This is a genomic window from Streptomyces sp. NPDC051976 (assembly GCF_040680795.1).
Classification (GTDB): Bacteria; Actinomycetota; Actinomycetes; order Streptomycetales; family Streptomycetaceae; genus Actinacidiphila.
This window is the reverse complement of sequence record NZ_JBFAXL010000050.1, coordinates 1-24,934: the sequence shown is the minus strand read 5'-3', so window position 1 is coordinate 24,934 and position 24,934 is coordinate 1. Positions and strand designations below refer to the sequence as shown.

General features: G+C 68.6%; 25 protein-coding genes and 2 pseudogenes. 15 read left to right on the top strand and 12 right to left on the bottom strand.

Translation table 11 applies throughout. The features are described from left to right. Window positions 1-165: 165 nt before the first annotated feature. Complete coding sequence (locus tag AB0M29_RS34680) at window positions 166-477, top strand: helix-turn-helix transcriptional regulator (RefSeq protein WP_365390205.1); 312 nt, start codon at window positions 166-168, stop codon at window positions 475-477. Between the two features lie 302 nt (window positions 478-779). Here the strand turns inward: AB0M29_RS34680 and AB0M29_RS34675 are convergent, their stop codons facing one another. Continuing rightward, the gene (locus AB0M29_RS34675; protein ID WP_365390203.1) at window positions 780-1,370 is read right to left on the bottom strand and encodes an NAD(P)-binding domain-containing protein; all 591 of its coding nucleotides are present in this window, start codon (window positions 1,368-1,370) and stop codon (window positions 780-782) included. Window positions 1,371-1,403: 33 nt separating this feature from the next. Beyond that, complete coding sequence (locus AB0M29_RS34670) at window positions 1,404-2,036, bottom strand: SDR family oxidoreductase (protein ID WP_365390275.1); 633 nt, start codon at window positions 2,034-2,036, stop codon at window positions 1,404-1,406. Window positions 2,037-2,198: 162 nt separating this feature from the next. Between AB0M29_RS34670 and AB0M29_RS34665 the strand changes: the two genes are divergently transcribed. After that, window positions 2,199-3,806 (top strand): MFS transporter, encoded by a 1,608-nt coding sequence (locus tag AB0M29_RS34665; RefSeq protein ID WP_365390201.1) that lies wholly within the window; start codon window positions 2,199-2,201, stop codon window positions 3,804-3,806. 70 nt (window positions 3,807-3,876) lie between these two features. Here AB0M29_RS34665 and AB0M29_RS34660 read toward each other — a convergent pair whose 3' ends face one another. Further along, window positions 3,877-4,266, bottom strand: coding sequence for an SHOCT domain-containing protein (locus tag AB0M29_RS34660; protein WP_365390198.1), 390 nt, complete (start codon window positions 4,264-4,266; stop codon window positions 3,877-3,879). A gap of 132 nt (window positions 4,267-4,398) precedes the next feature. Then, on the bottom strand, window positions 4,399-4,602 hold the full coding sequence (locus AB0M29_RS34655) for a hypothetical protein (protein WP_365390195.1): 204 nt from the start codon (window positions 4,600-4,602) through the stop codon (window positions 4,399-4,401). A gap of 275 nt (window positions 4,603-4,877) precedes the next feature. Between AB0M29_RS34655 and AB0M29_RS34650 the strand changes: the two genes are divergently transcribed. After that, on the top strand, window positions 4,878-7,226 hold the full coding sequence (locus AB0M29_RS34650) for a LuxR C-terminal-related transcriptional regulator (protein ID WP_365390193.1): 2,349 nt from the start codon (window positions 4,878-4,880) through the stop codon (window positions 7,224-7,226). A 198-nt stretch (window positions 7,227-7,424) separates the two neighbouring features. Beyond that, window positions 7,425-7,994, top strand: coding sequence for a potassium channel family protein (locus AB0M29_RS34645; protein ID WP_365390192.1), 570 nt, complete (start codon window positions 7,425-7,427; stop codon window positions 7,992-7,994). Between the two features lie 80 nt (window positions 7,995-8,074). Here AB0M29_RS34645 and AB0M29_RS34640 read toward each other — a convergent pair whose 3' ends face one another. Continuing rightward, on the bottom strand, window positions 8,075-9,493 hold the full coding sequence (locus AB0M29_RS34640) for a DUF2252 domain-containing protein (protein ID WP_365390190.1): 1,419 nt from the start codon (window positions 9,491-9,493) through the stop codon (window positions 8,075-8,077). Between the two features lie 75 nt (window positions 9,494-9,568). Between AB0M29_RS34640 and AB0M29_RS34635 the strand changes: the two genes are divergently transcribed. The 3 genes from AB0M29_RS34635 (at window position 9,569) to AB0M29_RS34625 (ending at window position 13,227) form a co-directional block, all read left to right on the top strand. Further along, window positions 9,569-9,949: a DUF6228 family protein gene (locus AB0M29_RS34635; RefSeq protein ID WP_365390187.1), complete on the top strand. Its 381-nt coding sequence runs from the start codon at window positions 9,569-9,571 to the stop codon at window positions 9,947-9,949. Window positions 9,950-10,156: 207 nt separating this feature from the next. Next, the gene (locus tag AB0M29_RS34630) at window positions 10,157-10,696 is read left to right on the top strand and encodes a hypothetical protein (RefSeq protein ID WP_365390185.1); all 540 of its coding nucleotides are present in this window, start codon (window positions 10,157-10,159) and stop codon (window positions 10,694-10,696) included. Between the two features lie 470 nt (window positions 10,697-11,166). Next, window positions 11,167-13,227, top strand: a complete 2,061-nt coding sequence (locus AB0M29_RS34625; protein ID WP_365390182.1) for an alpha-L-fucosidase — start codon at window positions 11,167-11,169, stop codon at window positions 13,225-13,227. A gap of 318 nt (window positions 13,228-13,545) precedes the next feature. Here the strand turns inward: AB0M29_RS34625 and AB0M29_RS34620 are convergent, their stop codons facing one another. Both AB0M29_RS34620 and AB0M29_RS34615 read right to left on the bottom strand, forming a co-directional pair. After that, window positions 13,546-14,136 carry a hypothetical protein gene (locus AB0M29_RS34620; protein WP_365390180.1) on the bottom strand — a complete coding sequence of 197 codons (591 nt, stop codon included), beginning with the start codon at window positions 14,134-14,136 and terminating at the stop codon, window positions 13,546-13,548. A gap of 528 nt (window positions 14,137-14,664) precedes the next feature. Further along, a complete protein-coding gene (locus tag AB0M29_RS34615; protein WP_365390177.1) occupies window positions 14,665-15,177 on the bottom strand; it encodes a hypothetical protein in 513 nt (170 codons plus the stop codon). 290 nt (window positions 15,178-15,467) lie between these two features. Between AB0M29_RS34615 and AB0M29_RS34610 the strand changes: the two genes are divergently transcribed. Continuing rightward, on the top strand, window positions 15,468-15,707 hold the full coding sequence (locus AB0M29_RS34610) for a hypothetical protein (RefSeq protein ID WP_365390176.1): 240 nt from the start codon (window positions 15,468-15,470) through the stop codon (window positions 15,705-15,707). A 426-nt stretch (window positions 15,708-16,133) separates the two neighbouring features. Then, entirely contained in the window at window positions 16,134-16,289 is a 156-nt protein-coding gene (locus AB0M29_RS34605; RefSeq protein ID WP_365390174.1) for a hypothetical protein, read from the top strand. A gap of 347 nt (window positions 16,290-16,636) precedes the next feature. On the opposite strand, the gene AB0M29_RS34600 is transcribed toward AB0M29_RS34605, so the two are convergent. From AB0M29_RS34600 to AB0M29_RS34585, 4 genes and pseudogenes are all read right to left on the bottom strand, one after another. Continuing rightward, window positions 16,637-17,044 carry a GNAT family N-acetyltransferase gene (locus AB0M29_RS34600; protein WP_365390172.1) on the bottom strand — a complete coding sequence of 136 codons (408 nt, stop codon included), beginning with the start codon at window positions 17,042-17,044 and terminating at the stop codon, window positions 16,637-16,639. Window positions 17,045-17,247: 203 nt separating this feature from the next. Beyond that, a pseudogene (locus AB0M29_RS34595) lies at window positions 17,248-17,480 on the bottom strand (IS5/IS1182 family transposase); the annotation flags it as partial. A 434-nt stretch (window positions 17,481-17,914) separates the two neighbouring features. Beyond that, on the bottom strand, window positions 17,915-18,589 hold the full coding sequence (locus AB0M29_RS34590; RefSeq protein ID WP_365390169.1) for an SDR family NAD(P)-dependent oxidoreductase: 675 nt from the start codon (window positions 18,587-18,589) through the stop codon (window positions 17,915-17,917). Window positions 18,590-18,865: 276 nt separating this feature from the next. After that, window positions 18,866-19,339: a cupin domain-containing protein gene (locus AB0M29_RS34585; RefSeq protein ID WP_365390166.1), complete on the bottom strand. Its 474-nt coding sequence runs from the start codon at window positions 19,337-19,339 to the stop codon at window positions 18,866-18,868. A gap of 66 nt (window positions 19,340-19,405) precedes the next feature. Between AB0M29_RS34585 and AB0M29_RS34580 the strand changes: the two genes are divergently transcribed. The 3 genes from AB0M29_RS34580 to AB0M29_RS34570 all read left to right on the top strand — a co-directional run bounded on the left by AB0M29_RS34580 (window position 19,406) and on the right by AB0M29_RS34570 (window position 21,092). Further along, the gene (locus AB0M29_RS34580; protein WP_365390164.1) at window positions 19,406-20,368 is read left to right on the top strand and encodes a DUF5937 family protein; all 963 of its coding nucleotides are present in this window, start codon (window positions 19,406-19,408) and stop codon (window positions 20,366-20,368) included. A 141-nt stretch (window positions 20,369-20,509) separates the two neighbouring features. Further along, the gene (locus AB0M29_RS34575) at window positions 20,510-20,905 is read left to right on the top strand and encodes a hypothetical protein (RefSeq protein ID WP_365390162.1); all 396 of its coding nucleotides are present in this window, start codon (window positions 20,510-20,512) and stop codon (window positions 20,903-20,905) included. A gap of 4 nt (window positions 20,906-20,909) precedes the next feature. Continuing rightward, window positions 20,910-21,092, top strand: coding sequence for a hypothetical protein (locus AB0M29_RS34570; protein ID WP_365390160.1), 183 nt, complete (start codon window positions 20,910-20,912; stop codon window positions 21,090-21,092). A gap of 111 nt (window positions 21,093-21,203) precedes the next feature. On the opposite strand, the pseudogene AB0M29_RS34565 reads toward AB0M29_RS34570, so the two are convergent. Beyond that, a pseudogene (locus AB0M29_RS34565) lies at window positions 21,204-21,314 on the bottom strand (VapC toxin family PIN domain ribonuclease); the annotation flags it as partial. A 654-nt stretch (window positions 21,315-21,968) separates the two neighbouring features. Between AB0M29_RS34565 and AB0M29_RS34560 the strand changes: the two are divergent. The 3 genes from AB0M29_RS34560 (at window position 21,969) to AB0M29_RS34550 (ending at window position 24,671) form a co-directional block, all read left to right on the top strand. Beyond that, on the top strand, window positions 21,969-23,546 hold the full coding sequence (locus AB0M29_RS34560; RefSeq protein ID WP_365390157.1) for an RICIN domain-containing protein: 1,578 nt from the start codon (window positions 21,969-21,971) through the stop codon (window positions 23,544-23,546). 319 nt (window positions 23,547-23,865) lie between these two features. After that, on the top strand, window positions 23,866-24,147 hold the full coding sequence (locus AB0M29_RS34555) for a winged helix-turn-helix domain-containing protein (RefSeq protein ID WP_365390155.1): 282 nt from the start codon (window positions 23,866-23,868) through the stop codon (window positions 24,145-24,147). 116 nt (window positions 24,148-24,263) lie between these two features. Beyond that, window positions 24,264-24,671 carry a hypothetical protein gene (locus tag AB0M29_RS34550; RefSeq protein ID WP_365390153.1) on the top strand — a complete coding sequence of 136 codons (408 nt, stop codon included), beginning with the start codon at window positions 24,264-24,266 and terminating at the stop codon, window positions 24,669-24,671. Window positions 24,672-24,934 lie beyond the last annotated feature (263 nt).

Here is a 24,934-nt window from a genome sequence, read left to right as displayed (position 1 = left end):
GCTCGATAAGCAGGAGCCTGCGCAAGGACATGCGGATGCGCAACAGCACGCGGCGACGCGGCGACGCGGGTACAGACACGACTCCCCCAGGGGCGGTAAGGTACGCCTTGTTGCGTACCTCCGACAAGGTACGCACTGGCGCGTACCTTGTCGAGGGGTGAAGTGATGGTGGACAGCGAGTTGGTGCACCCTCGCGCTGACGATTTGGAGGTGGGGCCCATCCTTTTGGCGCTGGCTGACGCGAACCGGCGACGAGTCGTGGCTGAACTGGCCGAACGGCCAGATGAAGAGCGGCTGTGCGCTTCCTTCGACCTGCCAGTAGGCAAGTCGAGCCGAACACGTCACTGGCGAGTACTGCGTGAGGCAGGGCTGGTGTATCAGCGCGACGCCGGGAACGGTCTGTACATGCGCCTCCGTAAGGAGGACTTGGACCGCCGATTCCCCGGACTGATTCAGGCCGTGATCGCCGCAAGCTGAATAAGCGATGACCTGCGTCAACAGGTAGTCAGACGGCGATAGTCTGCTGCGCCGGCAGCTCACCGACCGCACGGGCGTCGTACGCACGCTGCCCACGCAATCCCGCATCGGAGCCCCCACACACCCGCTGGCGTCCGACCTCACGTCCTCCTCGGTCTGCTGATCGTCTCCCGCGCCGGGAACCCGGTCGGCATCGGCTGCCCCGCCGCAGGGGGCGCGCTGCCTCCTCCTGATGACCGAGCCTCACCATCATGTTCGGGTCGCCGTCGCTGACCGCCTTAGGTGACCCGTCAACCGTTTGCTCAGACGGGAAGTTCGGTGACGCTGACGGCGAAGTCCAAGTTCCCCACCCCGTGGTTGGCGAGGCCTACCGTGAGCACGCCCGCTCCTTCCAGCGGGCGCAGCCCGAGGCTCTCGATGAACGCCTCCACACTTGCCTTGGCCTGCGCATTGTCGGCAGCGATGAAGGCGTCGGGCCGACCCTTCTCCAGGACATAGCGGAAGACGGTGTTGAACGCCTTCACCACGCTGGCGCTGGCCGGGGCCGCTTTGGCGACTTCCTGCGCGATCGAGGTCTCCTCGCGGTGCGCCAGCCCGTCGAACGTGGAGTTGAAGGGATTGCTGATGTCGACGATGGCCTCGTTCGCGAGAGTGTCACCGTAGTGGGCGACGGCCGGCACGACACCGTTGTACAACAGGGCCACGATGACGATGTCCCCGGCCGGGGCGGTGCCCCATTCTCCGGTCGTGGCGCCGTCGCCGAGATCTTTGGCCAGGTCGGCGGCCTTGGACTGATCGCGGCCCATGACCTCGACGGTGTTGCCGCCCGCTATTGCCCGCGCGCCGATGGTGCGGGCCATGTTCCCGGTGCCGATGATGCTGATGCTGCTCATGAGATGTCCTGCCCTGGTTGTGTGCTGTCCGGTTCAGATAGCCGTGGTGCCGCCGTCGGCGACGAGTTCCATGCCGTTGACGTAGCTGGAGTCGTCGGAGGCGAGGAAGAGGGCGGCGGTGGCGATCTCGTCGGGGCGGCCCATCTGGCCGCGGGGGATGAGGGACTCGAACTGGCGCCTGGTGGCCTCGTCGAAGAGTTCTTCCTGCTTGGCGGTGGCGACCTGGCCGGGGGTCAGGACGTTGACGCGGAGGCGGCGTTCCTTGAGCTCGTTGAGCCAGATGCGGGCCCATGCCTGCTGGACGGCCTTGCTGCCCGCGTAGACGCTCCAGCCGGGGAAGGCGCCGAGGGAGGCATTGGAGCCGGTCATGAGGATGGAGCCGCCGTCGTTGAAGAGCGGGAGGGCCTTCTGGACGGTGAACAGGGTGCCGCGGGCGTTGAGCCCGAACCAGGTGTCGAACTGGGCCTCGGTGATCTCGCCGAGCGGGGCGGGCTCGCCCCCGCCGGCACTGGCCCACAGCACGTCGAGGCTGCCCTTCTCCCGCTTGACGGTGTCGTACAGGCGGTCCAGGTCGTCCAGGTCGGCGGCGTCGCCCTGGACGCCGGTGACGTTGCGGCCGATCTGCTTCACGGCCTCGTCCAGGGCGTCCTGGCGGCGGCCGGTGATGAAGACGTGCGCTCAACGACGCGCGAGGACTCCGCTGCCCGGCGCGGCGAGTCCACGAACTCTCGCCGGACAGGCCACCATGAGAACCCCTTCGGACATTTCGCTCCAACACGCGGACAGAGGGGTCAACCAGGGCGAGACGAGATGCGGTGGAGGTGCGCAGTGGGACGGTGGCGGCCCCTGATGGTACTGGGCTCGGCACAGTTCCTGATGGTGCTCGACACCTCGGTGATGAACGTGTCGATCAGCCAGCTGGTGAAGGACTTCGACACCGAGGTCACCGCGATCCAGGGCGTCATCACCCTGTACACCCTGGTGATGGCGGCGTTCATGATCACCGGGGGCAAACTCGGCGACATGCTCGGCCGCCGCCGCATGTTCGGCATCGGCCTGACCATCTACGGCGTCGGCTCGGGACTCACCGCTCTCGCACCGGTCCTGTGGGTGCTCACTTTGGGCTGGTCGATCATCGAGGGGCTGGGCGCCGCCCTGGTGCTGCCCGCCCTCGCCGCCCTGGTCGGCAGCGCCTACCAGGGCCGTGACCGGGCCGTGGCCTACGGCGTCATCGGCGGCCTGGCCGGCGCGGGCATCGCCGTCGGCCCGTTGCTGGGCGGCTGGCTGACCACGTACGCGACCTGGCGGCTGGTGTTCGCCGGCGAGGTCGTCCTCGTCGTCGCCATGCTGGCCCTGCTGCACTGGATCGCCGAGGACCCGCCGCGCGCCGAGAAGCGGGAACGCCTCGACATCGTGGGCACCGCGCTGTCCGTGGCCGGTCTGGCCTTGATCGTCCTCGGTGTCCTGCAGAGCAGTTCCTGGGGGTGGCTGCGTCCCAACAACCCTCCCTTCACCATCCTCGGCTTCTCCCCGACGGTCTTCGTGATCGCCTTGGGCGGCGTGCTGCTGGGTTTCCTGCGCGCCTGGGAGAACAAGCTCTGGGAACGCCGTGGCACCCGCGAGCGCGACCCGGCGCCACTGATCCGGTTCTCGTTGTTCGGCATCCCGTCGCTGCGGTCCGGCCTGACGATGCTGCTCAGCCAGAACCTCATCCTGCTCGGACTGTTCTTCGTCATCCCCCTCTACCTCCAGGTCGTGCAGGGGCTCGACGCTTTCGAGACCGGGCTGCGGCTCCTGCCCGTCTCCATCACGATGCTGCTGTCCGCGATGAGCGGCCCGTTCCTCGGCCGCTTCATGAGCCCCCGCACCGTCGTGCGGATCGCACTGCTCGTGCTGCTCGGCGCGATCGTGTGGCTGCTCGGCACGATCGAGCCGCACATCGACGATCTGTCCTTCGGTTTCGCCATGGCGGTCCTCGGGCTCGGGATGGGACTGCTCGCCTCACAGCTCGGCAACGTCGTCCAGTCCAGCGTCGGCGACAGCGAACGCAGTGAGGTCGGCGGGTTGCAGTACACCGCCCAGAACCTCGGCTCGTCCCTGGGCACCGCCCTCATCGGCTCCATCCTCATTAGCGCCCTGGTGACCGCCTTCACCACCGAGATCGAGGACAACCCGAAGATCTCGGCCGCGACCCGCGAGGAGGCCGGCACCCGGATGGAAGCCGGTGTCAGCTTCGTCAGCGCCGACGAGGTACGCACCGGCGCGCAGAAGGCAGGACTGCCGCCCGGCGAAGTGGACGCCGTCGTGGACTCCTACACCCAGGCCCAGCTCGACGCGCTCAAAGCCGCGATCCTCGCCGCAGGCGGCATCACCCTCGCCAGCCTCGCCTTCACCCGCAAACTGCCCGCCGACCGGCTCACGGACAAGCAGCCGTGAACCACGGGGTACCCAGGGAGCAGCGGGCCCTTCGTGGGCCCGCCGCTCCCTGGGTGCGTACCGTGTGCGTTCAGTGCAGGATCTTCTCCTTGGCCCGTGCGTAGTCAGCTTCCGTGATGTCCCCGTGCGCCTTGAGGTCGGCCAGCTTCGCCAGATCGTCGATATCCGCGGAGGTCGTCGCGGTGGTGGAACCCGTCGTCGTCCGTCGCAGCTCCGCATCCCGTTCGGCATCACGTGCGCTCATCCTGTCGCCGTGGGCGAGGATGTACATGAAGACGCCGAGGAACGGCAGGATCAGTACGCAGAGCAGCCATCCCGTCTTGGCCAGCCCTCCCATGGCGTGATTGCGGAAGATGTCGGCGATGACCCGGACCAGCAGGATGAACCACATCACCGCGACGGTGACGAACAGCACTGTCCAGAAAATGCCGAGAACGGGGTAGTCGTAGGCCAAATACATGATTCTCCTCCTGTCGGTCCATGCATCCTCAGCGTCTGCCGTGATACCGCTCCGCGCCTCACCCGAATCGGGTGGAAATCATCGTCGGAGAGAAATACCCGAGTATTTCCGATCCGCGGGCGCGAGAGCGTTTCAGGGCCATTCCGGCAAGCGGCGCATCTCGACGATGCGCAGCCCCAGGTCCTCGAAACGGAGCAGTAGCGCGTACAGGTGTGCGCCGTCGGCCACCGGGCCGAACAGCAGCGTTTGGGAGGCGATGGACTGCTGGTGCAGCTCGGGGAAAGATCCTGCCGTCGCGTCGGACAAACGGCCGGCTATCCGAAACTCGTAGCGCATGATGCGCCCCCTTGAATTTCCCTCACCGCCCACAGTGACGTGGTTGCGGCGGGAGCGCGACACCCGCTACGGGTGACTGACGAAGAGGCCTCACGGGCAGTGGGCGCCATTGCGTCGCAGGGCCTGAAGGCCGTTCGGCCCCGCGTACGGGACCGAACGGACGTAGCCGTACCCGAGCCCGGCCCACGAAGCTGGCCGGGAGGGGGGAAAGCAGGGAGAGCCGGGGCTCCGAAACGTGGCGCCCTGGAGCATCCCCCCGACCACTGGTGAGTGCCATGGTTGCAAAAAGCCGAGCGAGCGCGGCGCTCGACAGCCCTGCCGTCCCCGAGGAGTACGGCGAGGGTGTCGATCAGCCCTCCGGCCCCGGCGGCTCCTCCCGGCCGCATGATCCCCTCTTCGCTGCCCGCTTCCTTCCCCCGCGGCTTCCGCGATTCCTTGTGCGGCGCGAGCGGCTGCTGGACCGGATCACCGCCGGCAGCCGTAGCCCACTCACCCTCATCGTGGGCCCTGCCGGCGCCGGCAAGACCGTGCTGGCCTCGCAGTGGGCCACCGAGCAGGCGCGGCGGGACAAGGTCGTCTGGCTCACCATCGAGCCCACCGACACCTCGGGGACCTTCTGGTCCTACGTCCTGGAAGCGCTCCGCAGACACCCCATCCCGCTGCCGGACGACCTGGTCGCACCGGTGTCCGAGACCGCCGACCACGCCATGGTGGCCCGCCTCGCCGCGGCGCTGGCCGATCTGTCCGCGCCGGTCACGCTCGTGCTCGACCAGTTCGATGCCATCAAGGCGCGGCGCGAAGCCGCAGACCAGATGCACTTCGTGCTCCGTCACGCCGCACCGCGCCTCAGGGTCGTCCTGACCACCAGATACGACCCGCCTCTGCCCCTCCATCGGTACCGAGCCGCGGGAGAGATCTCAGAGATCCGCAACAGCGACCTGGTCTTCGACGCCCCGGCGGCATCCGTACTCCTCAACCGGCACGGTCTGCATCCGGCACCGGCGGACCTCCAGGCACTCCTGGAGCGTACGGCGGGCTGGGCCGCGGGCTTGCGGCTGAGCGCCCTGGCCATGCAGCGCAGCGACGACCCCGCGGCCTTCATCCAGCAGTTCGCCACGGACCGCACCTCCATCGCCGACTACCTCCTGACCGAGGTACTCGACGCCCAGCCGGAAGCCTCCCGGGACCTTCTGCTGCGCGTCAGCGTCCTTGCCCGCGTCACGCCAGACCTGGCGAACACGCTCACCGGCCGCGACGACGCCGAATGGATCCTGGCGAGCCTGGAGCGGGCCAACGCCTTCGTCGAACCCCTCGGCACGACCCGCTGGTACCGGCTGCACCCCCTGTTCGCCGAGGTGCTGCGCGCCCATCTGCGGCAACGCATGCCCGGGGTCGAACCCGAACTGCACCGTCGCGCCGCCCACTGGCTCGCTGCCGACGGGCAGTGCGCGGATGCCGCCGAGCAGGCCGCCAGGGCCGGGGACTGGGCATACGCCGCGGAGATCATCATCGACGACCTCGCCATCGGTTCGCTGCTCACCGGGCCGGCCGCGCCCCGTCTGCGCGGCGCCTTCGCCACCATGCCGACGGATCTCCCCGGCACGGCACCGGCCCTGGTCACGGCCGCATTGTGCCTGGCCGGCGGGGACGGCGACGGCTGCGCCACCGCACTGCGACGGGCCGACGTGTGCCTGGCGGAGGAGGGACCGACCGCCACCAGGAAGACGTTCTGCCGCGCCTTCCTCGGCACACTCTGCACTGCTCCCACCGGCGACGTCCTCGGCGCAGTTGCGACCGGTGGCACCGCCGGCGGGCCTCCGCGCCCCGGGCCCGTCCCGTCGCTGCCGGGCCGCACCCCGGAGTTCCGAGCCGTCCTCGGCTCACGGCTGGAACCAGCCTGCGCCGACACCGAGCAGGCAGCACCGACCGTGGCGCGCACCGCCGGATCCGGGCGCCCGGCACAGCGAGCCGACGGGATCACCGCGAGGCTGGCCGTCGCCGAATCGGCGGTGTGCCTGGCACGCCGGGACCTGTCGGCAGCCGTGGCGGTCCTGGTGGGACAGCCGGGCGGCGGAGCCGAGCGCGACGTCGCGCTGGCCCGGGCCCTGATCGCCGCCGGGCAACGCGGCCGCGCCGTGGACATCCTCGTCCGGGTGCCGCTCGCTCCACTCAACCCCGCGATGACCCGCTCGCAGGCGCGTCTGGTGCGCGCGCAGGCCGCGGCCCGGCGCCACGGCGGGGACGACGCCCGCCGCCTGCTCTGCCAGGCGCTGCAGCAGACCCGCCCGCAGGACATCGCCCCGTTGTGCGACGCCGACGAGGACTCTCCACCGCCGCCCGCACGCGCCGTCACCCGAGAGTTGTCGCCGCGCCGGGCATGCGTCGAGCCGTCCTCCGCCCGAACGCCGCAACCGCTGCTGCCCGCCCTCCTGGAACCGCTCAGCGGAAGGGAATGTGACGTGCTGCGCCAGGCCGCCCAGATGCAGTCCAACGCGGAGATCGCCACCGAACTCCACGTCTCGGTGAACACCGTGAAGTCCCATCTCAAGAGTGCCAACAGAAAGCTGTGCGTGAACCGCCGGCGGGACGCGGTACGGCGCGCGCGCCAGCTGAAGCTGGTGTGACCACGAGGTGTCACCTGCCGCCGATCGGCGGCAGGTGATCTCCGCCCTGCGCGCCGGACCCGCTGGGGTACGGCGCCGGCCGTATAACGGTGGCAAGTCGCCTGATCCGCCAGGCGGCTCCGGAGCCCCTGATCGCCGACGGCGTTCGAGGGGAGGACTGTCGCCGGACCGACACCGCACCAACGGAGGGCCTCCGCCATGAGCGCCGACTCAGCGCCCTCGCTCGCGGATCTGGAACCCCGGAGGCGCCGCCGGCTGCTGCTCGCCACGCTGGCCCGGTCCGTGGTCACCCCCGCGATTCTGCTGGTGCTCTACTACACGCTCCCCCTCGACCAGCCTCTCGACGGATCGCACGCCGTATGGTTCGTGCTCGGTTTCGTGGTGTTCGCCGCGGCAGTCTCCTGGCAGGTCCACTCGATCACCCACTCCGTACAGCCGCAGCTGCGCGCGATCGAGGCGCTGGCCGTGGTGGTGCCGGTGTTCCTGCTGATGTTCGCGGGAGCGTACTACCTGCTGAGCGCGGGTCAGCCGGATGCCTTCCCCGAGTCCCTCGGCCGCACGGACGCGCTCTACTTCACGGTCACGGTGTTCGCCACGGTCGGGTTCGGGGACATCGCCCCCACGACCGAAACCTCCAGGGTCCTGGTCATGTTCCAGATGATCGGTGACCTGGTCCTGGTGGGACTGGTCGCGAAGCTGATCGTCGGAGCGGTGAACATCGGCATCAGCCGCATCGCGTCGGGCACGACCCCGCCCGGGAAGCACTGAGGCTCCGCCCTCGCTCCCGGGCGCCGATCCGCGCCGACGGAGCCGCGGGCACGCCTCCGCGCCGCTTCCCGTCCCCGCCGCTACGCTGCCTCGGCGCTGACCCGGCCGGCCTTGACCGAGTCCAGCAGCGCCTGGTGGTCGCGTTCGTTCAGATCGGCGTAGCTCTCGGCGAAACGGGCCACGGCCCGGTCGAAGACATCGCCGCGGCCAAGGTAGGCGGCGATGGCGATCCTGTCACCCGATCGTGCGTGAGCCCGCGCGAGCGTTGCGCCGCAGACCTCGCCGAAGGCCGCCATGTTGTGCGGCGCCATCAGCGCCGGTTCCGCGATGCCCTTCCAATCGCGCAGTTGCCGGATGTAGAAGTCGCGTTCCGCACCCTCGGGCGCGTGCACGTGCTCCCAGCCGAGGAAGATGTCGCTGGCCGCCTGCATCAGCCGCTGGCCGGCGACGACACGCTCTCCCTGCGTGGCGTATTCGCTGGCACCGGCGTAGGGGGCGAGCACCGACTCGTCGGCCTCCTTGGCCTGCAGGAACAGCGGGTCCCGGCCATCCCGGCCGACGAGCAGGACGATCCAGCAGCGGGTCCCCACGCTGCCGACGCCCACCACCTTGCGCGCCATGTCGACCATGTTGTACTGCCGCAACAGGTGCTGGCGGTCGCTCTGAAGGGTGCGCCCGTACCGCGCCACCACGGTGCGGATCAACTCCTCCACCTGGTCCCGGCCGAGACCGGGCATGAGGTCGGCGATCCGCACGACGGCGGGTGGGGTGGACGTGATGCGCCGCTGCCCGTCGACCATCTCGGTGAGCTTTTCGAACGCCTGGAGGCTGTCCCTGGTGCGGGCCTTGGCCATCGTTCGGGCCATCCTCTTGCGTTCCCGCCGGTTCAGACGCGTGGCCGCCAGCGCTTCCAGCTGTTGGGCGTCGGCCTTGGCGTACCACACATCGAGGGTGCGCATGCCGGCGAAGTGGCGCATCCGCTCGCGGTAGGAGCGAACGGCGGTCCTGACGATCGTGCCGCGCTCCTCATCGGTGAAGCCGTTCTCCCGGGCCGCGATGACCAGACTGGTCGCCAGCCGCTTGACGTCCCATTCCCACGGCCCGGGCAGCGTCTCGTCGAAGTCGTTGATGTCGAAGACCAGGTTGCGCTCCGGCGAGGCCAACAGCCGGAAATTGAGCATGTGCGCGTCCCCGCACAGTTGGACACGGATTCCCGAGTCGGCGGTGGTCGCCAGGTCCCCGGCCATGATCGCGGCTGCGCCACGGTAGAAGCGGAACGGCGACTCCGACATCCGCCCGTAGCGGATCGGTACCAGCTCCGGGACCCGTGTCGCCGACTGCTTCTCGATGGTGGCCACGGGACTCGTCCGGAGCGCGGACGGCTCGAACTCACCGTGGCCTGACCGGGGCGTGCGCGTTCGAGCCGCCTTTCCACGGGCCGCCCGCTGCTGGGGGGACAGCCACTGCTGCTCCGATGAGTTCTCCGGGCGCGTGGTCATGTCGCAACCTCCTCACGAGGCACCCCGGCACTGGTCCCCGGGCACCTCCCCCAGTCTCACAGCCGAAGCCGCCGTGTGCGTCACCCGTACAGGGTGACTCCTCGCCCGACATGCCCCGAAGCCGTTCAGACCCGTTCAGACCCGTCCAGCGCAGCTCCCCGGAACCACTATGTCGAGACCCCGGTACGGACTTGGGCAGGCGACGGCCTGGACAGGTTCCTCTCCACACTGGCCGAGCACTTCCGGGGTTGGCAGGGAGCACGCACCTGCCCCTCACTGGACTACGACCTCACAATCTCGGCGGAACACCAGTGGGGCGGCCACGTCCATTTGACCTGCGGCATTCACGATCGGCCCCCGTTCCAGGAGGGCACTTCGAGACCACCACCGTGCACGCCGGGCGGCGAGAGATGGGAAACCTCGCCGCCGAGGTCCAAACCTTCCTCACGAGCGTGACGACGTAATGGAGCCCCATCCCGATGGCCACCACCACGTGAGACCACGTCTCACCCGGATGCCCGGCCAGCTCGACCACTGCCCGCAGCAGGGCCGGCCCTACGAGGATCGTCTGAGCTCCGTTTGCGAAGTGGTGTGTCAGTGGGTCCCGGCAGGATGAAGGGGAGGGCCAGCGAAGGACACGGGCCGCAACACGAGGGGGCAGGGATGAGGACGCCGGTCAGCGGAGAGGTGTTCGTGCACTACGGGCAGCTCTATGTGGAGAGCGACGCGGAAGCGTACGGCGACCTCCAGGAGGCGTTCGCGGGCCAGCAAGTCGGGCTGTGCGGCGGCGCGGAGCCGGGCTTCCTGTTCCTGCTCACCGGACTCCACACCGGCTCCGTGGGATTCTCCGCCGAGATCTACGACCGTCTGGACGGGCCGCCGCCTGTGGACCTGTCCTGGGAGGAGGTCGTGGAAGTCCCCTTCCGTCCGCTGACGGAGCGGACCGTGGTGTCGCAGTGGGCCGGCGAACGGGTCTGGGACCTGGACCTGACCGTCGACGACTACCGCGTCCGCTATAGCGGCACCGGAATGCAAGCCGGACAAGACCACGACACGCGGTGCACAGGCGAACCCTCCCTGGACCGCTACCTGCTGCAATTTTGGCCCAGCGCGCCGCACCCAGCCGAACTGGTCAAGCAAACCAGTGCAATCGCCGCCTATTGGCACACTTACGCCCGCGAACTCCCGCCTCCAACAGGGTAGGAGGGCAGCCGGGGAAAGACTGACGACGAACTCCATCAGGCATCCCCGAACCCGTCCGGCGTGACCAGCTCCCGGATCGACCCGAATCCACGCCGGGTGCCGGTGTGAGGTCTCAGGAATCCCTTGACGGTTTGTGCTCAGGGCATGGGTGACACGTTCGACTGAAGGTCTGCCCGCCCACCGCTGGCTGCTCGCCTCCGTTGCACTAGGCTCATAGATCCGAGCTATGCCGGGGACCGGCAGCTCGCATTCACAGTTCACAGCTGGTTTGGTCATGCTTCATGGGGACTTGAGCAGCGTCATAGACCAAAGTCTGCACAACCCCTGGACGCGCCACCGTGCAGCGTCTATAAATTCATCCGATGTACCCGTGTGGCGTTGAGCCTGGAACGCAACGCGTCCGAGACGTCCACGGGTTGACGACCTTCACGCCCCCCGTATCGACTCGCCCCCACTCGAGGAGCCACACCATGTCTTCCGCCCCCCTGAGCAGGCGGTCCCTGGTCAAGGCTGTCGCGCTCGCAGGCGGCTCTGTGGCCTTCGGGCTGCCGCTGGCCCTGCTGCCCGCCACCGCTGAGGCGTACCCCGTTCCGTCCAAGATGGACTGGTGGTACCAGGCGCGGTTCGGGATGTTCATCCACTTCGGGTCGTACTCCTACCTCGGCCACGGTGAATGGGCCTTCACCACCGAGAACTGGTCCAAGGCCAACTACCAGACCCAGGTGTCCGCCCACTTCAACCCCACCGCGTTCAACGCCGCCACCATCGCCCAACTGGCCGCGGACGCCGGCATGAAATACCTGGTGATCACCGCCAAGCACCATGAGGGCTTCGCCATGTGGGACTCCAACGTCCCCAGCTTCACCGACACCACCGGCACCAAGCTGTACAACCTGCACGACTACGCCGGAGTCCAGGGCGACCTGCTGGGCTCGCTCAAGACCGAGTGCGAGGCGCGGGGCGTCAAGTTCGGGCTCTACTACTCGATCCTGGACTGGAACCACCCCTCCCAGACCGACCGCGGAGGTCTCACCACGATGGCCTCGCAGGCCGCCCGCACCGGCTACATCGCCGACATGAAGGCCCAACTGCAGGAGTTGCTGGACCGCTACGACCCGGCGCTCCTGTGGTTCGACGGCGACTGGTTCGGCGAGCCCTCCAGCCCCACGCTGCAGGACTGGTGGCTCAAGTCGGACGGTATCGACCTCTACAACTGGTTGATCGCCCGCAAGCCCGGCCTGGTGGTCAACGAACGAGTCAAGCGGGACCTCGGCCTGGGCGACTACGCAGTCGCGGAGTTCGGCGTCCCCAGCGCGCCACTGGACCGGCAATGGGAGCGGTGCGACACCATGAACGGCGCCTGGGGCTACAACTCGGGCGCGGAGAACTCCTACCGGCCCGTCAGTGACTTCGTCCAGGAACTCGTCACGTGCGTCTCCCGAGACGGCAACCTCCTGCTGAACATCGGCCCCAAGGGCGACGGCTCGGTGACCGCCGGATCCGTGAACATTCTGCGCGGCCTGGCCTCCTGGATGTCGACGTACGGCGACAGCGTCCACGGAGCCACGGCAAGCCCCTTCGCCACGGACCCCACCTGGGGCAGAGCCACCAAGAAGGACGGCAAGCTGTACGCCCACGTCTTCACCTGGCCCGCCAACGGCGTACTGCAGATACCGGCGATCACCAACACGATCAGCCGCGTCTACCTGATGAACAACCCCTCGGCCTCGCTCGGCTATACCGTCAGCGGCGGTCAGATCAACGTCACCGTGCCGGCCACCGCACCGGACACCAGTGACTCCGTGGTCTGCGTCGAGGTCAGCGGCGTCCCCACGTCTACCGGCGGGGCACGGGTGACGGTGTTCCAGGACACGGGTTACTCCGCAGCCAGCGCGGTCCTCCCGCTGGGCGGCTACACCTCCTCCCAACTGTCGGCCGCGGGGGTCGGGCCCGCGGCCATCTCCTCCCTGATGGTGCCCCAGGGCTACCAGGTGACGGGCTACTCCGGCGACAACTTCACCGGCACGGCCTGGACGTTCACCGCCGACAACCCCGACCTGCGCGCGACCGGCAACAACGACGCCATCGCCTCCCTGAAGGTCACGTTCAACCCGGCCTCGTACTTCCGGCTGATCAACGTCACGGACGGTCTGGCCCTGGACAGCGGCGGCAACGTCGCCAGCGGCTCGAACCTCAAGCAATGGACACCGGTCGACAGCACCAACCTCCAGTGGCAGGCCGTCGACCTCGGCAACGGCTACTACCGCCTGGTCAACCGAACCAACGGCATGGTCGCCGACGGCTGGGGCTCGACCACCAACGGCGCTCCGGCCCAGCAAGCGGCCTGGAACGGCGGCCCCCACCAGCAGTGGCAGATCACCGACCGCGGCAACGGCCAGTACTCGATCGCCAACCGCACCACGGGACTGGTCCTCGACGGCGGCGGCCAGGTCCCCTCCGGGTCCGTGACCAAGCAGTGGACCTGGGTGAACAGCACCAACCTGCTGTGGACGTTCCAGCCCACCTCCTGACCTCCACCACCCCGGCTGCGGCACCGAAGTCGCCCGTGTGTCCGCCTGCCTGCCTGAGCCAGCGGCAGACTCTGCGGACGGTGCGCAGGCGGCCACCGTGGGTGCCTCGGCTTCGGGCGGCAGGGGGTGTCGTCCGCGACGGCGCTGGTTGGTCTCAGGTGTCGTGAAGCTGTGGAGGAGAAGGGAGCAGGGCGGTCCCTGACTCCTGCCCCCGGTACGGGGCGGAGTACTTCACGGCGCTGCTCTCGCCCCCACCACACGGTGTGGGGCGAGAGCGGGACGGGGTGTGCGAGCGACAGGGGCGCTGAGGGGTCGCGCTCAGCAGGGGACGTCGAAGCCGTTGTGCGGGTTGCCGGTGGAGAAGTCGTGTCCGTTGCCGTTCTCCACACGCGGGCCGCAGGTGGTGTAACTGGCTCCCGCGTCCTCGTGGATCACCATGGAGAGCTGCACGGACGGCCAGAAGCCCTTCGGGGCCGGGTAGGGCGCTCCCGAGGGATCCTTGTCGATCGTGACGATCTGGGAGGTGTCATATTGGCCGGTGGCCCGGTGGTCGAAGCTCACGTAACCGAAGGACCTGTCGGTCTGGTCGGTCAGGTAGACCCGGCCCTTGACCTCCAGGTAGTTCTGCTGGGCGATGTCCTTGACGTTGTTCCAGTGGATCTCGGCGTACACGCCGCGGCAGTCAGCGAAGTAGCCGAGGTAAAGCTGCCCCACCGTGCCGGTGCCGTCCCACATGCTGTCGTGGTGGATCGGCGTCGGGGTGCTCGCGAGGATCGGCTTGGTGGTCGCACCGCAGCCCTGGGCGGGTACCGCGTCGGCGGTGCCGCCGCCGAGGATCCCCAGACTGGCGGCGAGGACGAAGGCGGTTGCGGCATAGGTGGCTTTGCTGCCGAGGGCGCGAAGGCGCATGAGGGTGGTTCCCTACTCTGGTGTGGGCTGCTGGTGTACCGGCCGGCGAGGGTGTCAGGTGACGCCGGCCGTTTTTGGATCCTGCCGTGGCTGAGCTGCAAGGCGCAGACGACCACGGCTGGGGGGCGAGTCGAAGGTAAATTCACCAGTCCTTCGGCCGTCCTTGGTTCGTCCTAGCGCCAGGCCACCTGGGTGCTGGCGGCGCAGCGTCACCACCTGTGAAACCCGCAGGCTCCGGAAGCTCGGACGGTGTCGCATCAACAGACAGGTGGTTGCTTGACGCCTAACGCTCCGTGTCCGGACGCGTCGGCCTGCACGTGGGTGCGGGGGGATCAGCGCGGCCGTCCCAGGGCGCTCGTCGGGGCCTCCAGCCACGGCGGCAAAGAGCAGGTCGGAGCAGTCGCTCCGCTCGAACGCCGACTGGTACACCGCCCACCGCTCGTGCTGGTCGCTCGTGTGGTCGATCGTCGTGCCGGTACGCCTGGCCAGCTCCGTGACGGTGTCGGCAAGGCGAGGCGAGGCGTCCGCTCATTCCCCCACCTCTGCTGCCGGCCCCGTGCTCACGAACTGCTTCGCTGCCTCGATGGCTTCCCTGTGGAGTTGCTCGACGGAGACTCCCCAGCTCTCCTCCAAGCTGTCCAGGTTTTGCGCGCAGTGGACGAGCGGTTCCAGCTCTTGGGGATAGTCGAGGTCGTAGGCGATGTCTGCCCTGATGTGGTGGGTGCCGACGGCGGGATCCAGGGATCCGTCGGCGATCTGACCGGCGACCCAAAAGGCCATCGCCCACTTCGCGGCCCGAGGGTCAGCGGGCGGGTGGACGTGCAGTCCCAACTCGTCAAGCACCTGGTCGAAGAGTGCCGGAGCCTCGGGCTCTTCCTTCCGGAGGAGACCGGCAAGGATGGCGAGGGAGGGACTCTCAACCCCGGCGATCAAGGCGTCCAGTCCAGCCTGGATGAGCTGGTCCGACCCGACGTGCCTACCGAATGCCCTCGCGTGCGCGATGTGGCTGAGGTTTTTGAGAGCTTGGTCGTGTGGGGTCATCACAGCCTTCTCGATCGGCGTCTGGGAGAAAGACGTTCACACATTCCCAGGCGGTGCTGCCATCGAGTTCGCGCCCAAGGGGTCAACGCTCCTTGGCGATCGGCACTGCCAGGGATCCGGCGGGAGGCGTCGCGACCACCGCGCGCCACACGTGGGTGGTGGAGGGGCCAGCGGTTCTCGGGACGGCCGGACGGGTGAAGCCGGCCACGGGACGCAACCGGCACGTCGCCGGGGACTGTCCTGCACGACAAGTCCGGTCTGTACCGTCCGAGATCCGAGAGGGACCCACCATGAACCTCCTCTATGCCCCGCACCCGTCGGTCGACGGCGACTACTACCTCGCCCCGCCGGCCCGTCTCCTGACCTCCGCCGACGCGCGCTGGGTCGAACTCCACAGCGCACTCATCTCGGCCGGGGTGCCCCCGCAGCCGAGGGACCGCTCCGCCGTGCACACCCTCGCGCGCGAACTCGACGACGCCACCATCGCCGCAATCGTCTCCTGGATCGACAGCGCGGCCGCCGTGGGTTAACGGACGGGCCCGAGGCATCGAGTTGGTCTGAAGGGCAAGCTCCAACGGCTTCGCTCCACGCCACGATGGCGCGCCCCTCCGGTGGCCCCTCGCACGGCGGCATCGCACACATCCCCCACCCGGCCGGCACCGTGTCGGTCTTTCAGCTCTCCTGCCCGGCCCGGGTCCTGCTGCTGGACACCGAAGTCGCCGAGCTCCAGCTAGGTTGACGGCGTCGCCGCCCGGGCGACAGTGCGCGCGGGACGTGAGGCCCGCGAGGCCCGCCGGGCCCGGGAAGCCGCCGCCGGCCAGCCCACCCCGTTCGAGGAGGGCCTGCTTGCGGCGGTGCCTGTGGGTGAGGCCGTATACCAGCCGGACCCGGCACGGTGGCGTGTGCAGCACTACGCCTGTGCCCCGCGGGCGCGGGCGGGCGTCTATGACATTGCGGTGGCCGACTCGCGGACCTGGCGGGACCTGGCGGGCTGGACTGCCCATCTCGCCGGCCGGCCGGAGGCCACGGGCTTCACCGCGCTGATCGGCGCGGCCGTGCAGCCCGACGCCAACCGGCTGCCAGCGGGTCTGTGCCCGCTGCGCGTCTTCTGACGAGCAATCACCTCCAGCGCGCCGGCCACTACATCCAGGCCGACATCGACGGGTGGTTCGCGCACACCCTGGCAGCATGCCGCGGGCGCTACGCGGACCCGGCGGCCCGGTGGGCCGCCGCCGGTCTCCTGCCGCGCCCGGTGCTCACCCACGCCGCGCTGCTCGCCGCGCTCGCTCGCCTGCAGCCCGGCGCCCGCGTGGACCAGCCGGCGTTCGCGCCTCCGGCTCGCGAACGCCGACCCGGAGGCGGCCGCCGACCTCGCCGCGTTCCTCACTCGCAGCGCGGGATGGGCGGGCACCGTTCGTCCCGCGCGCCCGGCGGCCTCGGGGGATGGACAGATCCTGCGTCAGGACTGTCCTTGTGCGAAAGCCGCGGGCGAGAAGGTGAAGGCCACGTATGTGCGTCCGCCCGCCTCGAAGTGGGCGGCCTCGGCCATCTCGTAGTGACGGTGCACGGCCAGGGAGCGTTGGTTGGCCGTTTCGACGAACGCAACGGCGAGGTCGAAGTCTTCCGCAAGGGCACGGCTGAGTGCTGTGAGCAACCGAGTCAGCACGCCACGCCCTTGGAAACGTTCGTCGACCGCGACGGGGCCGTAAAGGGAGATCCTGCCCAGGTCGCGTCCGTCCGCGGCCTTGGTGACGGCCGCGACGGCCGCCGCAGCCGGGTGTTGTGGCGGAAGCCAGCCCGGCTCGCTCGTGATCGCGAAACCCGGCAAGTTCCCCCGCAGCGTCGGCGACGAAGATGCCTGGGCCATTGTGGAAGCGGTGGAGGAGTTCGTCCGTCAGGTTGCCTTGCACAAAGCCTCTGCGCGCCCGTTCCTCGTCGCCGAGCCCCGCTCCGCGGGCCTTGTCCATCAGGGACAGGATCGCCGCGTGATCCTCCGGACGGGACCTGCGTATGTTGATCGTCATTTGTCGCCTGTTCTGTGTTCGGATCATGTGGTGGGCGGAGGCTGCCGAGCCAGAGGATGGCGCCGCTGAGGTGGAGTCCGGCGAGGCAGCTGTGGGGGGCTTGTCCGATCGGGTGGCCGGGCCTCGCCACGTCTTGAGTTTCTTGATGCACCGCTCGACCGTGTTGCGGTCCTTGTAGAGGGTGGCGTCGGGGGTGATCGGTCGGCCACTGCGTGAGCCCGTTCGTTTGCGGTGGGCGGCCTGGTCGGTTTTCTCGGGGATGACCGCCTTGATGGGGCGTCCGGCAGGTAGACATGGAAACGCCACATCATCCCGTCGAAGCAGTGCCGCGACCGCCCCGGACAACGGCCCGCTCCCCGATCGGATGGAGCGGCTCGACCAACTCCCACTCATCATCGGCCAGATCACCATGCGTCATCGGCTCCGTCGGCTTGCCTACCCGTTGGGGTTGGGCGTGAGGGACCTGTGTCGGCTCTGGTTGCCGGCCCACACCGCTTCCAGGCTCGGTTCGGCCGCCCTACTGGATGTGGTGCTGTACGTGGTGTAGTGGCAGGGGCGGTCGGGACCGTCTGGGCGCCCGGACCCCGTTCCGGATGCCCCGGCCGGTCCCACGGTGTTCTCGCGATCGGTTGTCCCACGGCACCGAGGCCGGCTACCGCCGTACTGGCGGATCAGGGATCAACGATGGTGGGACGAAAAGGGCCGGGACGGTGTCACACGGTGAAGACGCGCTCGACTTCGTCGCGCTGGGTGTGCAGGTCCCAGTAGAGGGGGGCGACCTCCTCGGCCGAGGCCGCCGATACTCCGGGCGGGCCGTCCGTGCCGATCGACACGCCGATGACGACGTGTGCGGCCTGGACGCCGGTGTCGGCCAGTTCCTTGTGCAGGCCGAGTACCCAGTTGCGCAGCGCGGCCTGGGCGGCGTTGAGGTTGCCGAGCATCGGGGTGGGGTCGACCGAGCCGGCGCCGTTGGTGTAGAGCAGGGTGCCCGCGCCGGCCTCGCGCATTGCGGGCAGCACGACCCGTGTGGCGGCGATGGCCCCGTAGAGCAGGAAGTCCATCGCCCACTGCACATCGGACGGGTTGGCCTCGGACGGAGCGGTGAGCGCCGTGGATCCGAGGCTCCCGCCTGGGGAGTACTCCAAAACGTCGATAGCGCCGAAGCGGCTGGCGGCGTCCTTGAGCGCCTGGGTGAGTGCGTGGTGGTCGAGTACGTCTGCGGGGAACACGGCGGCGGTGATGCCTTCGGCGTCGAGCCGGCCAGCCAGGTCGTTGAGCTTGTCGCGGTTGCGGGCGATGAGCGCGACGTCGAAGCCGTGGGAGCCGAAGGTACGGGCGATGGCGAGGCCCATACCGGGGCCGGCTCCGACGATGGCGATGCTGGGCACAGTAGATCCTTTGCTGGGAAGCCGTTGGGAAAGGCGTGGATCAGGCGAGGGTGAGCGCGATCTCACCGAGGGTGTCTGAATCGAACGCGGCGAATGCCTCGCCGGGCTGCTCCGGGTCGTAGGCACGGATCACCGACACCTTGAGGGCCCCTGCGGACTAAGTCGGTTTCCGGGCCCGGCTCGGCGGTGGCGATCACGCGCGGGAGCAGTGCTACGAGCGCATTCCAGGTAGAGGGGGGCGGGCCGGGGGCGGGGCGCCTGCCGTTGCCTGTGCCCTCACCGCCCGTGCTCGTCGACGAAATGGTTGTCGTGGGCTTCGTGCAGCCGGCTCAGGTCACGCTCGTTCACAGTGGCGAGCTGTGCGAAGTACTCCTCTCGCGGTACACCCGGCAAGAGTGCCATCAGGAGGGTGGCAGGTTCCACGCGCTCCTTCCGGAGGGCGTGGACGTCTCCCACCGCGGCATGCGCAGTGTCGCCGGGCCGCAGCGTTCGCCAGGCCCGCCCATCGAAGTAGTCGACTTCACCTTCTTCAACGATGAAGGTCTCGCTGAACGTCGTGTGAAAGTGCGGGGCAGGTCCCCGGCTGGACGGCGACATGCGCCACCGGTAGATGCTCATGATCCCGCTGGTCTTCGCCGGGTCGGCGAGGACTTCGATGGTCGATCCGCCGGCGCCCAGCCGGATCGTCCGCGTCTGTGGGACTCGCTCGGGTTCCTTGGAAAACCGGGCAGTCGACTCCGTGTCGGTCATGAGCCGAGTCTCGGGGCTTCGCCGCCTTGCTCGCGCTCACTTCGGCGGTGGCCTAACAATGGTGCGATGATCCGCTATCACTTGGGTGTTGGCGCTGCGAGCGTGCGGTGGGCGATGTCGCCGATCCACGAAGTGGTCAGCCTTGCCCAGCTCTTGACCGAACCGCAGCGTCACCCGATGTTCCACCCGTGGCTTCGCCGTCGCCACCACCGTCTCTCGCTCCCCGACCTGGGGGCGCTCACCGTCTTCATGGCCGATAGCGCGTATCGACCCGACTTCCTCGACCCGTCGCCGATGTCCAGTGAGCCAACCTTCGAGGAAGGCCTGGACGCCCTCCTCGCCGCGCCGGCGGACCAGACGTACGCCGAGCTGGTTGACGCGACGACGGGGCGCGGGGCAGAGGTGCGCCGCCGACTGCTCGAAGACCCCGACCGAGCCAGGTCCGAGGCCGCCGATGCGCTGCGCCGTCTCTGGAAGGCAGTCGTAGAACCAGAATGGCCGTCCATGCGGCAGGCGTTGCGTGCCGAGATGCTGGATCGGGCCATCCAGGTCAACCGCGAGGGGCTGCGCGCAGTCCTTCCGCGCCTGCACCCTTCCGCTGCGTGCGAAGGCGAGACCATCACCGTGGAGAAGAGCGTCGACATAGACGTCGACTGCCCTGAAGGACTCATTCTCGTACCGTCACTGTTCATCACCGACCGGATCCAGTGCACCACCTCGGACCACTGGATTCCGGCGATCTATTACCCGGCATCTGGGCGGTACCTCTGGACGGCACCTCCCACTCCGAGATCGCTTGACCGTCTTCTGGGGGTGACTCGGTCAAGGATCCTGGCCGCGCTCGCCACTCCGCTGCAGACGACCGTGGTGGCCAGGCTGGTGAGCGTCACCGCCCCGACGGCCAGCGAACACCTGGCAATCCTGCGAGACGCCGGGTTGATCGACAGCAGCCGGGCCGGTCGCACGGCCACGCACGAGCTCACCAAGGCTGGACGCGCCCTACTGGACGCGGCATCGCCGCGGCCATGACAGGTCGGAGAACTGCCGGTAGCCAAGCGCGGCGCCCACCGCAACCACCCCCCTCGGCGGCCCGCACGACCCCATCGCCGACTGCAAGCCGCTGCCGGCGAAGCCCGAACAGATGACCCCAGCCGTCCCAGCCGACCACGGGTGATCTTCACCGAAGACGAAGAAGGCTGGGGCATGAGGGCCTTTCCGTTGGGTGTAGACGTCGTGATCCACACCGAACCGGAAGGCCCTCGCCTGTTCAAGACCCCTCAGCCGAGACCTGAAGCTTCCACCGCCTCAAGCCGTAGGGCCGCCGTGCCGTTGACCGTGACGGAGTCGGTGGCCGCGGTCTGGCCCATCAAATCCGACGGCATCCTCGCCACCCGGGCCGGCAACGTCACCAATGACGACCAGAACCCGCTGACCAACGCGGCGATGAACATCGCGCCCGGCAACAGCGGCAATCTCGCTCTACGAGGACGAGGGCACCGGCACCGCCTACAAGAGCGGCCAGTGGGCCACCGCCCTCAACCTCCCCATCGAGGACGAGGATCTTGACCCCATGTACTACCAGGAGCTGATCGACTCCCCGCGGACCCCCGAGTTCCGTACCACGCCCGCTGCGGTACACGGCGTGCACGCGAATCGGTCGCTCGCGAACTCGGACTTGGACTTGGACTTGAACTTGGAGGACGATGCCGAGGCGGCAGTCGCCGACCCCGAAGGCGTCCTTCGACCGATGTGAGAAGGCCCGACGCTCGGCTCCAGGACCAGATTCACCAGCAGGAAGTCGATGCCGCCCGGGGCCAGCCGACCGGTGACCACGGCGATCCGCCTCGGGCCAGGTCGCTAACACGAGGACGTCCTGGCCCTGCCAGGCTCGGTCGTAGGCACGGTCGTCGACCAGCATCCACCCGAAGAGCAGGCGCAAGTCGTCGATGCCTTGTGCGCGGTCGGCGGCCGAACGCCCTCTTCTGCCGAGGTGCGGGATCTCGGTGGCACGGCCGGGGTCGGCATCCGCAGAGCCCAGCCGCCCTCTTCAAGGCAAATAGATCCCAGGAATCGAGTCACTCAGCTCTGCACTCAAACGCGTCTGTCAGCTGTGATATCGGGCTGGTGTGGCGACTTTCGTCGAGGCCCTAGACAGATCGGGGACTGGTGCCTGTTAATACATCCGATGTTGCTCAGCTGAACACACGCGGTGTTCAAGGCCTGTCATGGCAGCGTGTGCTGTCCTGCGATCCGCCAGGAGAAGACCTTGCCAGAGTCGATCACCCGTCGGCGGGGCGCTCGTCGGCATGGCGGTCCTCACTGCGGGCTTCGCCGTCGCGCCCGGGGCCCGGTATCGAACGGAACCCCTGCTGCCAAGCGCCGTAACGCTTGTGCCGGGCGCCTCACTCAGGGGGTTCAGTTCACCTGGCGGGCCGGCTCAACCAGCAGTTCATGCTGCGGAGCGTCACTTCCTGAGCGCCCCAGCCCGCTCGACCCGCACGTCTCCACGAAGAAGACGCGCACGTCCCCACGCCGAAGAGCCGCACTCCCACCCAGCAAAGAAGGGCCGCACATGCACACCTCCCGAAGACTGTCCGCCAGACTCACGGCCACGGCATCCGCCATCTGTATGGCCGCTGTCGGACTCGCCCTCGTCCCGGCGGGAGACGCCTCGGCCGCGGGCGCGCCGCAGGGCGGTCACGTCTACACCCTGACGGCGGCCAACAGCGGCAAGAACGCCGCAGTGCTGGGGCACTCCCTGGCCAACGGCGCGACGGTCGTGCAGAAGACCGCCTCCGGCGGCCCCGACCAGCTGTGGGAGGCGGTCGACCACGGCGACGGCACCTTCTCGCTGGTCAACATCAACAGCGGCAAGTGCCTGGACGTCCAGAGCGGCTCCGTGACCGCGGGGGCCGCGATCATCCAGTGGCCCTGCACCGGCGCCAGCAACCAAAGCTGGACTGTCAGCGGTTCGCAAATCGTCTCCGCGCGCAGCAGCCTGTGCCTGGACGTCTATGGCGGCTCGACGGCGGATGACGCATCGATCATCCAGTGGACCTGCAAGAACTCGACCAACCAGCAGTGGAGCCTGACCGAGCGCCTGCGCTCGGCAACCTGGGGCCCGGCCATGGTCAGCGGCGGCCAGAGCTTCAACGAGCAGACCATCCGGATGGTCGTCCACAACAACACCTCCGGCGCGGGGCTGCGCATCCGGCTGTCCAACCTGCGCAGCACGACCGCCCTCTCGGTCGGCGCCGTCACGGTGGCGGTCCAGGCAAGCGGCGCCACCGCGGTCGCAGGCACCACCCACACCGTCACCTTCGGCCGATTGGCCACGCCGACCATCCCCGCCGGGCAGGAACTGACCAGCGACGTCATCCCGATGCCGGTCGTCGCGGAGCAGAACCTGCTGGTGAGCGTCTATCTCCCGGGTACCACCGGCGCCTCCACCTACCACTACGACGCCCACCAAACCTCCTACCTGTCCGCCGCGGGCACCAGCAACCACGCCGCCGAGGAGGCCGCGACGAACTTCACCGCCACCACGAACCACTGGTTCTACGTCGCCGGACTCGACGTCGTGTCACCCACGGCCAAGGGAACCGTCGTGGCCATCGGCGACTCCATCACCGACGGCTCCAGCGCCACCGACAACGCCAACCAGCGCTGGCCCGACTACCTCGCCCGGCGGCTGCAGGCCGAGTCCGGCGGCCAGCGCCTCGGCGTGGCCGATGCGGGCATCGGCGGCAACCGGGTGGTCACCGACAGCCCGTCCCCGCAGCAGGGCCTGGCGGCCGTCACCCGGTTCTCCCACGACGTCCTGACCCAGTCGGGCGTGAAGGACGTCATCCTGCTGGAGGGCATCAACGACATCAACACCACCAGCGTCACCGCCGACCAGATCATCGCCGACTACCAGACCATGATCAACCAGGCGCACCAGGCCGGTGTCCGGATCATCGGTGGGACCCTCCTGCCGAACTCCACGCAGACCACCGCCAAGGCCGCCATCCGTGCCCAGGTAAACGACTGGATCCGCACCAGCGGCGCCTTCGACGCGGTGATCGACTTCGACGCGGCGCTCCGCGATCCGGCCAACCCGGCGCAACTGCTCCCCACCTACGACAGCGGCGACCATCTGCACCCCAACAGCGCGGGCATGCAGGCCATGGCCAACACGGTGAACCTCTCGCTGCTCACCACCTGAGCGGCGCCCACCTCCCGGACGGCGTAGTTCCGTTCGGTGCCCCCTCTCCGCGTACGGGACACCGAACGGAACGGCCCGTCATCCGTGCGCCTGCGGGCAGCTGCTGCCGACGATGGCGGCAAGGTGTCGAACCGTCGAGCGTGCCCTCCAACTCCTCGCGGCCGCGGAGCCGCTCCCCACCGGGGCTACGCACGCCAGGCGCTGCCGTCGGCTCCCGCGCCCCAGGGTTGTTCGCTCCACCGACGAAATGAGCGCGGACAGGTGGCGAAGCGAGGGTTGGGCGGTTTCCGGCCCGTGACCGTAGTGGCCACGCGTACGGTTGTCGTACTGCTGGTTGGGGTCGTTGGGGGGCCGTGGTGGAACAGGGGGGTCGGCGGCGCACGGCTGGGAAGACCAGCGGTGGGCCCTGGCCCGGGTCCAGGAGGTTATCGCGCGCAAGTTCCATGTCACCTGCTCGATCGCGGCGGAATGGCGGTTGCTGCATCGGCACAACTGGTCTTGGCAGGCCCCAGCCCGCCTCGGTGGCAGGGTGGACGGGAGGCTGTCGCAACCGGTAGAGATGAAGATCCAGATTCGACCGCTACGAACGAGGCCAGTCTGATGCCCAACCGCTCTTCCATACGCTGCGCGACTGCGGCTCTGCTGATCGCGCCTGTCCTGGCCGCGTGTTCGAGCGCCTCGGGCGCTTCCACGCCTGCGTCTGGTACACCGGTGACTGTGGCCGCGTCCCCGGCGACAGCCGGTACGGTCCCGGCGCAGCCCAGTGCCTCCGCGTCGATTGTCTACCCGACGACGGACGCGTCGCCGGGGGCCGCACCGATGGAGGTGCGGGACGCCTTCGCGGTACTCCAAGCGACCTACAACGACAACTGCGGCACGCCCGGGAACTGCGACTACTTCCTCGGCCGACTGCTGCGCAACCTGGACGACCTGGATAATGCCATGAAGGCGCGCCCGGACGGCAAGAGCCACTTCGCCAAGCCGATCGCGTGGATTACGCAGATGCAGACCACGCTCGGCGGTGACTTCTCGTTCACCAACCTGAAGAAGCACCAGAGTCTCCTCACGGGCACCCGCGACAAGATCAACACATGGATGCAGTCCCATCCCGAGGACTACCGGTAACGAGCAGGGCGCAGACAGGCGCCGAGCGATCGTTTGAGGTCCAGTAACTGAGCCCTTTTCAACCTGTTGCCGGGTCTGCTGTGCCGCAGCGGTCGCTGCGAACGGGAGCTGGACTAGCGGTGGTTTGTTGACGGCGGGTCAGGGTGGTAGTAGGCCGGTAGCAGAGGAACGTCGCCTTGCCGCCTGGGAGCTGTGATGACCCGCCGTGTGCCGTGTCCGCCCGCTCCGGGCCCGCTGGAAGCCTACGCCGCACGCTTCGATGA

What these genes read in the sequence shown, in the direction of transcription:
- AB0M29_RS34680 (WP_365390205.1), top strand. Translation starts at nt 166, where the DNA reads ATGGTGGACAGCGAGTTGGTGCACCCTCGCGCTGACGATTTGGAGGTG.
- AB0M29_RS34675 (WP_365390203.1), bottom strand. Translation starts at nt 1,370, where the DNA reads ATGAGCAGCATCAGCATCATCGGCACCGGGAACATGGCCCGCACCATC.
- AB0M29_RS34660 (WP_365390198.1), bottom strand. Translation starts at nt 4,266, where the DNA reads ATGTATTTGGCCTACGACTACCCCGTTCTCGGCATTTTCTGGACAGTG.
- AB0M29_RS34655 (WP_365390195.1), bottom strand. Translation starts at nt 4,602, where the DNA reads ATGCGCTACGAGTTTCGGATAGCCGGCCGTTTGTCCGACGCGACGGCA.
- AB0M29_RS34650 (WP_365390193.1), top strand. Translation starts at nt 4,878, where the DNA reads ATGGTTGCAAAAAGCCGAGCGAGCGCGGCGCTCGACAGCCCTGCCGTC.
- AB0M29_RS34645 (WP_365390192.1), top strand. Translation starts at nt 7,425, where the DNA reads ATGAGCGCCGACTCAGCGCCCTCGCTCGCGGATCTGGAACCCCGGAGG.
- AB0M29_RS34640 (WP_365390190.1), bottom strand. Translation starts at nt 9,493, where the DNA reads ATGACCACGCGCCCGGAGAACTCATCGGAGCAGCAGTGGCTGTCCCCC.
- AB0M29_RS34630 (WP_365390185.1), top strand. Translation starts at nt 10,157, where the DNA reads ATGAGGACGCCGGTCAGCGGAGAGGTGTTCGTGCACTACGGGCAGCTC.
- AB0M29_RS34625 (WP_365390182.1), top strand. Translation starts at nt 11,167, where the DNA reads ATGTCTTCCGCCCCCCTGAGCAGGCGGTCCCTGGTCAAGGCTGTCGCG.
- AB0M29_RS34620 (WP_365390180.1), bottom strand. Translation starts at nt 14,136, where the DNA reads ATGCGCCTTCGCGCCCTCGGCAGCAAAGCCACCTATGCCGCAACCGCC.
- AB0M29_RS34615 (WP_365390177.1), bottom strand. Translation starts at nt 15,177, where the DNA reads ATGACCCCACACGACCAAGCTCTCAAAAACCTCAGCCACATCGCGCAC.
- AB0M29_RS34610 (WP_365390176.1), top strand. Translation starts at nt 15,468, where the DNA reads ATGAACCTCCTCTATGCCCCGCACCCGTCGGTCGACGGCGACTACTAC.
- AB0M29_RS34600 (WP_365390172.1), bottom strand. Translation starts at nt 17,044, where the DNA reads ATGGCCCAGGCATCTTCGTCGCCGACGCTGCGGGGGAACTTGCCGGGT.
- AB0M29_RS34585 (WP_365390166.1), bottom strand. Translation starts at nt 19,339, where the DNA reads ATGACCGACACGGAGTCGACTGCCCGGTTTTCCAAGGAACCCGAGCGA.
- AB0M29_RS34580 (WP_365390164.1), top strand. Translation starts at nt 19,406, where the DNA reads ATGATCCGCTATCACTTGGGTGTTGGCGCTGCGAGCGTGCGGTGGGCG.
- AB0M29_RS34570 (WP_365390160.1), top strand. Translation starts at nt 20,910, where the DNA reads ATGTACTACCAGGAGCTGATCGACTCCCCGCGGACCCCCGAGTTCCGT.
- AB0M29_RS34560 (WP_365390157.1), top strand. Translation starts at nt 21,969, where the DNA reads ATGGCCGCTGTCGGACTCGCCCTCGTCCCGGCGGGAGACGCCTCGGCC.